The sequence below is a fragment of the Zobellia sp. 1_MG-2023 genome (assembly GCF_030549125.1).
GTDB lineage: Bacteria > Bacteroidota > Bacteroidia > Flavobacteriales > Flavobacteriaceae > Zobellia > Zobellia russellii.
In genome coordinates, this window is the sequence record NZ_JAUOSY010000013.1 from 65,350 (window position 1) to 72,421 (window position 7,072).

Genomic DNA, 7,072 nt, shown 5'->3' on the forward strand with positions numbered 1-7,072 from the left:
AATTTTTAGGTTTTTTGTCGAAACTAATTCACAAAAACATATACATGAAACGAAAATTTAAATGGATTATAGTGCCTTTTTTGGTATTATTATCAGGCTACTCTTTTGCCCAAGAAAAATCAATTTCCGGAAATGTTACGGATGAAGATGGTCTTCCGTTACCAGGTGTTTCCGTTGTGGTTATAGGTACTACAAATGGTACCCAAACAGATTTTGACGGTAATTATACCATTAGTGCAGAAGAGGGGCAGAGTCTTAGATATAGTTATATCGGACAAAAAACGGTTAAAAGAGTGGTTGGTGCCTCAAATTCCATTAACGTACAGATGGAATATTCGGCCCAAGCTTTAGATGAGGTGGTTTTGACCGGTGTTGCCCAAGGTACTTCAAAAAAGAAGCTGGCCTTTAAAGTGGAGACAGTACCTGTAACTGGAACTCAAAATGTACCAACTCCTGATGCTGCATCGGCTTTAATTGGAAAAGTAGCTGGTGCGCAAATTGTTCAAGGTGGTGGTAATCCGCTGCGTAATGCTGCTGTTATTTTAAGAGGGGCAAGTTCTATAGAAGGGAGCACTGCACCGCTAATTATAGTAGATGGTATTATAACTCAAGGAGGACTTAATCAAATAAGTACACAGGATATAGAAACAATAGAGGTGGTAAAAGGGGCGGCAGCTTCATCTCTCTATGGTTCATTGGCAGGTAATGGTGTTATTCAAATTATAACAAAGCGGGGTACCACAGATAAGCCTAAAGTAACATTGCGTTTTGAAAATGGTTTCTCTAATACTCAAAGAGATTATCCATTGGCAAAGAATCATGATAGATTGTTAGATGCAAATGGCAATTTTGATGTTAGCAGCGGTTCAATAGTTGCTGACCCAGACGGGATTTTTGACAACCCCTATCCTGGTGATTTGATAAATAACGTAGATGAGTTCATTAGCTCGCAACCCTATAGTCAAATAAGTGTAGGAGTCTCTCAGAATCTAGACAAGGTTAACTATTATGTTTCTGCTGAGCAAACAGAGGTACAAGGCATTATAAGAGGTCTTGACCCGTTTAAAAGACAAAATGCACGTCTAAATTTGGATGTAAACTTAAGTAGCAAATTTAAGCTGGAACTAACCAATTATTTGGTTAGGCAAACAGGGGCAGAGGTTACTCAAGCTGGACAAGGAGATAACGTGTTTTTTAATTTGTTAACGGCGAACCCAACGGTAAGACTAGATCAAAAAGACGCTAACGGAAACTTTATTCCCTTCTTTGATGGAAATGGATTTATCAATGAATATCAAAATCCATTATATGTTGCTTCAAACCAAAAGTTTGATAATGAAAATACTAGATTAGTATCTTCGGTTACTGGTAAGTATAGCATTACGGATAACTTGGTATTTGAAACTCATTTGTCTACGGACAGAGGCCGTAGTGAATTCGTTAACTTTTTTCCAAAAGGTTATGTTTCAGGTTCTCAATTTGATCCAAATACCAATAACGGTTTTATTTTAAATATTGATAGTGATTACGCTCGAGTCAATTCTTATGCTCAGTTAAATTACAACACTAGTTTTGGTGATTTTAATTTTAAATCTTCTTTAAGGTATTTATTTGAAGACTTTGAAGGATCTTTTAAAACTGCCCAAAGTTCTAATTTTTTAACGGAAGGGGTTAGTAATTTACAACAGGGTACTGAGAATATTAGTGTAAACTCAGGTGAGTTTCAAGAGAAAACACAAAACGTATTCTTATCCGCAGATTTTGATTGGAAGGACAAATTAATAATTGGTGGATTTGTACGGTCGGATAGAAGTTCGCTCTTTGGAGAGGACAATCGCGATCAACTTTTCTATAGAGGGTCCTTAGCCTATAGGTTGGGTGAGGATATTGATGCGGAATGGTTAGATGAATTAAAATTTAGAGCCTCCTATGGTACTGCAGGTCTTAGACCTAGCTTTGGAGACATTTTTGAGACGTTCTCAGTAAGTCAGACGGGTATTACTCCATTGCAAATTGGTAATCCTGACTTGCAATCGCCAACAATAAAGGAATTGGAAGTTGGTTTTGATTTTCAGGTCTTAAATAAGTATACATTGGCATTTACTTATGCTAATTCAAATACGGAAGATGCTTTGATTACGGTACCTTTATCTGGTGCGGTTCCAGGAAGCGTTCAAGTTCAAAATGTAGCGGATACTTCCTATGAGGCATATGAGGTTGCATTTAACGGTACGCCATTTGAAACCGAAGATTTTACATGGGATTTTGGTATCACTTTCGCGACAGTTGAAAATTCGGTCGATAATTTAGGTTCGGTTGCTCCTTTCAACAGGGTTATTCAAGGTTTTGGAGCAGGTAACAGTAACCAGCAATTGGATGCAGATCCAGCGGTAAATGTTTTTAGGGTTGAGCCAGGGCAGCCATTTGGAGCAATGTTCGGAAATCAACTGGCAACATCGTTAGATGATTTAACGGTTGAGGATGGTGTAGTTATCAATGAAGGACTTAATCTACCAATATCTGATTTTTCGGTTAACGAATTTGGTCATGTTATTGTGACCGCCAATGAAGATCAGTCTGGTTTGGTAAACGCAGGCGGAGAACAGGCAATTAGAAAGTGGAACCCTGAGACAAATCAATTAGCTGTAGGTTTAATTGGAGATACTAACCCAGACTTCAATATGGGCTTCAAAAATACATTGACCTATAAAAACGTTAGTCTCTACACACTTGTAGATGCTCAAATTGGTGGGGATGTCTATAATTATACCAAACAATTTTTGTATTTCAATGATAGACATGCAGATTTAGATACATATGGAGCTGCAGGTCAGCAATCTTCTTATGCTAATGCTAGTTCAACAATTTACAATGGAGCTGCTCCTATCGATTATTTTGTTGAGGATGCAACCTTTGTGAAAATCCGTGAAATCTCATTGTCATATACTTTGGATGATGACATATTGGGACCTAAAATTCCAATTGATGCTATCAAATTTACACTATCAGGTAGAAACTTATACACATTTACGGATTACTCAGGTTATGATCCGGAAGTAGCACTTAGTGGAAGTCCTATTTTTAAGTTGGATGAGTTTTCTTTTCCAAACTTTAGAACTTTCGCTGCAGCGGTACAGATAACATTTTAAAAAAAATAAGAGCATGAAAAAAATAATTTATATTGTCATGGCCATGACAGTACTGTCATGTACACAAGAGGAATTCGATATACGCAATTCCAATGAGGCAGATTCGCAAAGAGTATTGGCGAACGGACCCGATTTTCAGAACTTTAATATTTCTAATCACTCAGCCTTATTCGACAATCAAATAGAATTTCAAGGTATTTTCTTTAGAGGTATAGCCGATCAATTCTCTACAACAAATGCTTTTAGTGGTTTTTGGGCATTTTGTGATCAACCTAGAAGGCAGATTATAAACTCAACTGCTAACGATGACCTTTCATCTCAAGCTGGTGGACCATGGAATAGTTTTAATTCCGTAATCAATAATGCCAATATTGTAATAGGTAATATAGAGAATGATGGTAACCAAGTAATGGTCGGAGACAGTGATCTTACGGAACAGGAATTAGCTGCTGCCTATTTTGATAAAGGTGTTGCCCAAGGTTATCTTGCTTTAATATATGATAAAGCTTATATCGTAAATCCGGATACGGATCCAGGTGCACTTGAGTTTTCTACTTATCAAGAAGTTTTTGTTGAAGCCGTTAAGAACATAGAGATAGGTATCCAGAAGGCTAGTTCTTTTAGCGGATTCCAATATAGTATTTATCCAGGAGGAGAGATGCTAGACGGGCCTAAGTTCCTAGAATTGGCAAATAGTTATTTGGCACGTCTATCTATAGGTTTGCCTAGGGATAATGCCGAAGCAGAAACTCTTGACTATAACGCTATACTAGCTTATGCTGAAAAAGGCCTAACCGAAGACTTTAGCCCATTGGCAGAAGAAGATGTGTTTTTTAATAATTTTCAAGATTGGTCATTGTTTGATTTAGGAGATGCGGGTTATATGCCTACGGATTTGAAAATTCTGCACCTTTTTGACCCCACTTATGATACGGATTATCCTGAAGATGAAAGTATTGTGTTAGGAGAAGCAGTATCGGACGATCCTAGACTTGAGGAGTATTACGAATATGTTGGTGACGATTTTGGATTTCTTAGAGCCTCAAGAGGGCGGTATCTCTTTTCAAGTTATAAAACTGTGAAGTTTTTTAATGACAATGATCAGAACGAAACCGGTCTGCCTACCAATGTTTTTGCAAAGGCCGAAATAGATTATATAATAGCTGAGTGCCACTATCGTTTAGGAAACTTTGGTGCAGCTGTTGCAGCTTTAGATGCTTCTCCTCGCATGTCAAAGGGTAATCAGTCTACAACGGCAGCAGGACCTAACGTTTTGAACGCTTTGCTTTATGAAGTGTCTATAGAACTTGACCTTGCATCGGGAATTTGCGTAGAGTGGTGGTTCATGAGAAGGCATGATATGTTGCAAGCAGGCTCTCCTACTATGTATCCTGTGCCGGCATCTGAACTTGAAATTACTCAAGATGATATATATACTTTTGGCGGTACTGCAGCTGTAGGTGAACCAGGTACTGCTTCTGGTGCAAATGACTGGAGGAATATAGATTTGGTATACTAGATTTTTATTTGAATTTTGCTAGGAAAGGCCGTCATATTAGTTGACGGCTTTTTTTTGTTTTGAAAATCAATTTTTAAACCTCTATCCAAGAACTTAAAATTTTCACATTTAATTACGAACTAAAAAAATTAACTTTACCGCTGTAATTAGCTTCAATGAAATATATTTTTTTAGTTTTCTTAATTCACTTTTCATGTATTCAGGTCTCTGCACAAGAAGACTCTATTCCTCCTAAAAGAGACATAGATACTTCGGCGGTTCGTCGTATGCCACGTAGATTAGGACCCAAGGAAAAGGAAAAAGAAGTGGAGCCAGAGGAGTTAACAATCAAAGATTACAAGATTATTTCTTATGCTAGGGATACCACATTTCTGGATACAACACTTACCATTCAGAAAGAATATAAATACAATTATTTAAGGAAGGACAATTTTGAACTTATGCCTTTTGCCAACGTAGGAAAACCATATAATAAGTTAGGGGTAGATTTTACTTCTAATAATTTGTATCCGTCGTTGGGGGCTACTGCACTTCACAGTAATTATTTTGAGAAGGAGGACATAGATTATTATAATGTAGCCACGCCAATGTCAGATCTGTTGTTCAAGACTACTTTTGAACAAGGTCAATTGCTAGATGCCAACTTGGCCTTCAACACCTCTAGAAGACTCAATTTTTCTCTAGCGTACAAAGGGTTTCGTTCTTTAGGTAAATACCAATATAACCAATCGGAATCAGGTAATTTTAGGACTACTACCAATTATGTTTCCAAGAATAATAGGTATAGCTTACGTGCACATATAGCCGCCCAGAATATTGAAAATATGGAAAACGGCGGTTTGGTAGATGAGGAGGGGCAGTTTGAGTCCGGTCTCGCAGACTTTAGTAACCGGGTTAAGATAGATGTCCGTTTTAGCGATGCCAATAGTAAGATATTGGGTAAACGCTACTTTTTTGATCATTTATATAAGTTGATACGAAAGGAAAAGGACTCTAGTCGCCAAGAAAAAACATCGTTAGGTATAGGTCATCAGTTTAATTATGAAACCAAGTATTACGCATTTAACCAAACTACTCCAAACGAATACTATGGAAACAATCTGGTTTCGCCAATAGAGGACAAGGCCAGTTTAAAAACAATGTACAACCAAGTTAATGCAGAGTTTTATAATGCAACGTTGGGTAGGCTTCAAGGTAATATTTCACTTTACAATTACAACTACTTTTTCAATAGTATACTCATAAATGAAGAAGGGGTAACCATTCCAAGTAGGCTAAAGGGCGAAGAAATTGCATTAGGTGCGGAATATGAAAAGCGTATAAAAGGTTTTCAATTAAAAGCCACAGCAAAGTATAATTTGTCTGGAGAGCTGGGCGGTAATCAAATGAACGCTTCCGCATCTTATAGGTTACATGATAAGCATAAGATAACCGCATCCGCGTTTAGTTCATCAAAGATGCCGGATTTTAATTTCTTGCTTTACCAAAGTGATTATGAAAATTACAACTGGTTAAACCTGTCCAATTTTGAAAAAGAACAGGTATACGGTTTACGTTTGGACTTTGAGTCAGAGTTGTGGGGTAATCTTATGGTGAGTTACCAGACGGTTGATAATTATACCTATTTTGGGCAAGACCCATCTGTTTTGTTGGAAGAAGGTATGGAGAATGCTACGATACGCCCTTTACAAGAAGGCAATGTACTCAACCATACCAAGGTAAAATATGCCAAGGAGTTTAAGCTGGGAGGTTTTGCGTTAAATAATACAGTTATGTATCAAAATGTATCTCAGGCAAATCAGGTTTTAAACGTGCCTGAGTTGGTAACTAGGAATACATTGTACTTCTCTTCCGACGTTTTTAAAAAGGCCATGTTTATGCAAACAGGAGTAACGCTAAAGTATTTTACAGCGTATAATATGGATGCTTACAATTCGCTTTTGGGTGAATTCTACCTTCAGAACAATCAAAAATTGGGTAACTTCCCTATGTTGGATTTCTTCATAAATGCAAAAATTCAACAAACCAGGATCTATTTAAAGGCGGAACACTTTAATTCTTTGTTCATAGAGAAGCCTACATACTATTCCGCCCCTGGCTATCCATACCGTGATTTCGTTATCCGTTTCGGTCTTGTGTGGAACTTTTTCTCTTAGGTAGGGGTGTGTTTTGGGGAGGGCAGGTGCATGTTCATGGTGCCATGTTACGTCCATGTTAATCCTTTGGTACTGGAAATGAGCTGTAAGGAGGGAAAAACCTTGTTCCCTTTATGTCTCATAATCAAGCAGCTGTGCGTTCAGGGCGTGAAAAAACGAAATTTTCCGTTAAAAATTCTTTGAGAATTAAAAAAGGGTGTTACATTTGCAGCCCGCTAAACAGGTATGAAGATGTTTGTTAAGCGGGG

3 protein-coding genes are annotated in these 7,072 nt (G+C 37.6%); all 3 read left to right on the top strand.

The window, feature by feature from the left end; all coding sequences use genetic code 11:
• The first annotated feature begins 44 nt into the window (after positions 1-44).
• The 3 genes from Q4597_RS19015 to Q4597_RS19025 all read left to right on the top strand — a co-directional run bounded on the left by Q4597_RS19015 (position 45) and on the right by Q4597_RS19025 (position 6,824).
• The gene (locus Q4597_RS19015; protein ID WP_303407700.1) at positions 45-3,149 is read left to right on the top strand and encodes a SusC/RagA family TonB-linked outer membrane protein; all 3,105 of its coding nucleotides are present in this window, start codon (positions 45-47) and stop codon (positions 3,147-3,149) included.
• A 13-nt stretch (positions 3,150-3,162) separates the two neighbouring features.
• Complete coding sequence (locus Q4597_RS19020) at positions 3,163-4,668, top strand: RagB/SusD family nutrient uptake outer membrane protein (protein ID WP_215913979.1); 1,506 nt, start codon at positions 3,163-3,165, stop codon at positions 4,666-4,668.
• A gap of 155 nt (positions 4,669-4,823) precedes the next feature.
• On the top strand, positions 4,824-6,824 hold the full coding sequence (locus Q4597_RS19025) for a putative porin (RefSeq protein WP_303407702.1): 2,001 nt from the start codon (positions 4,824-4,826) through the stop codon (positions 6,822-6,824).
• Positions 6,825-7,072: the final 248 nt, after the last annotated feature.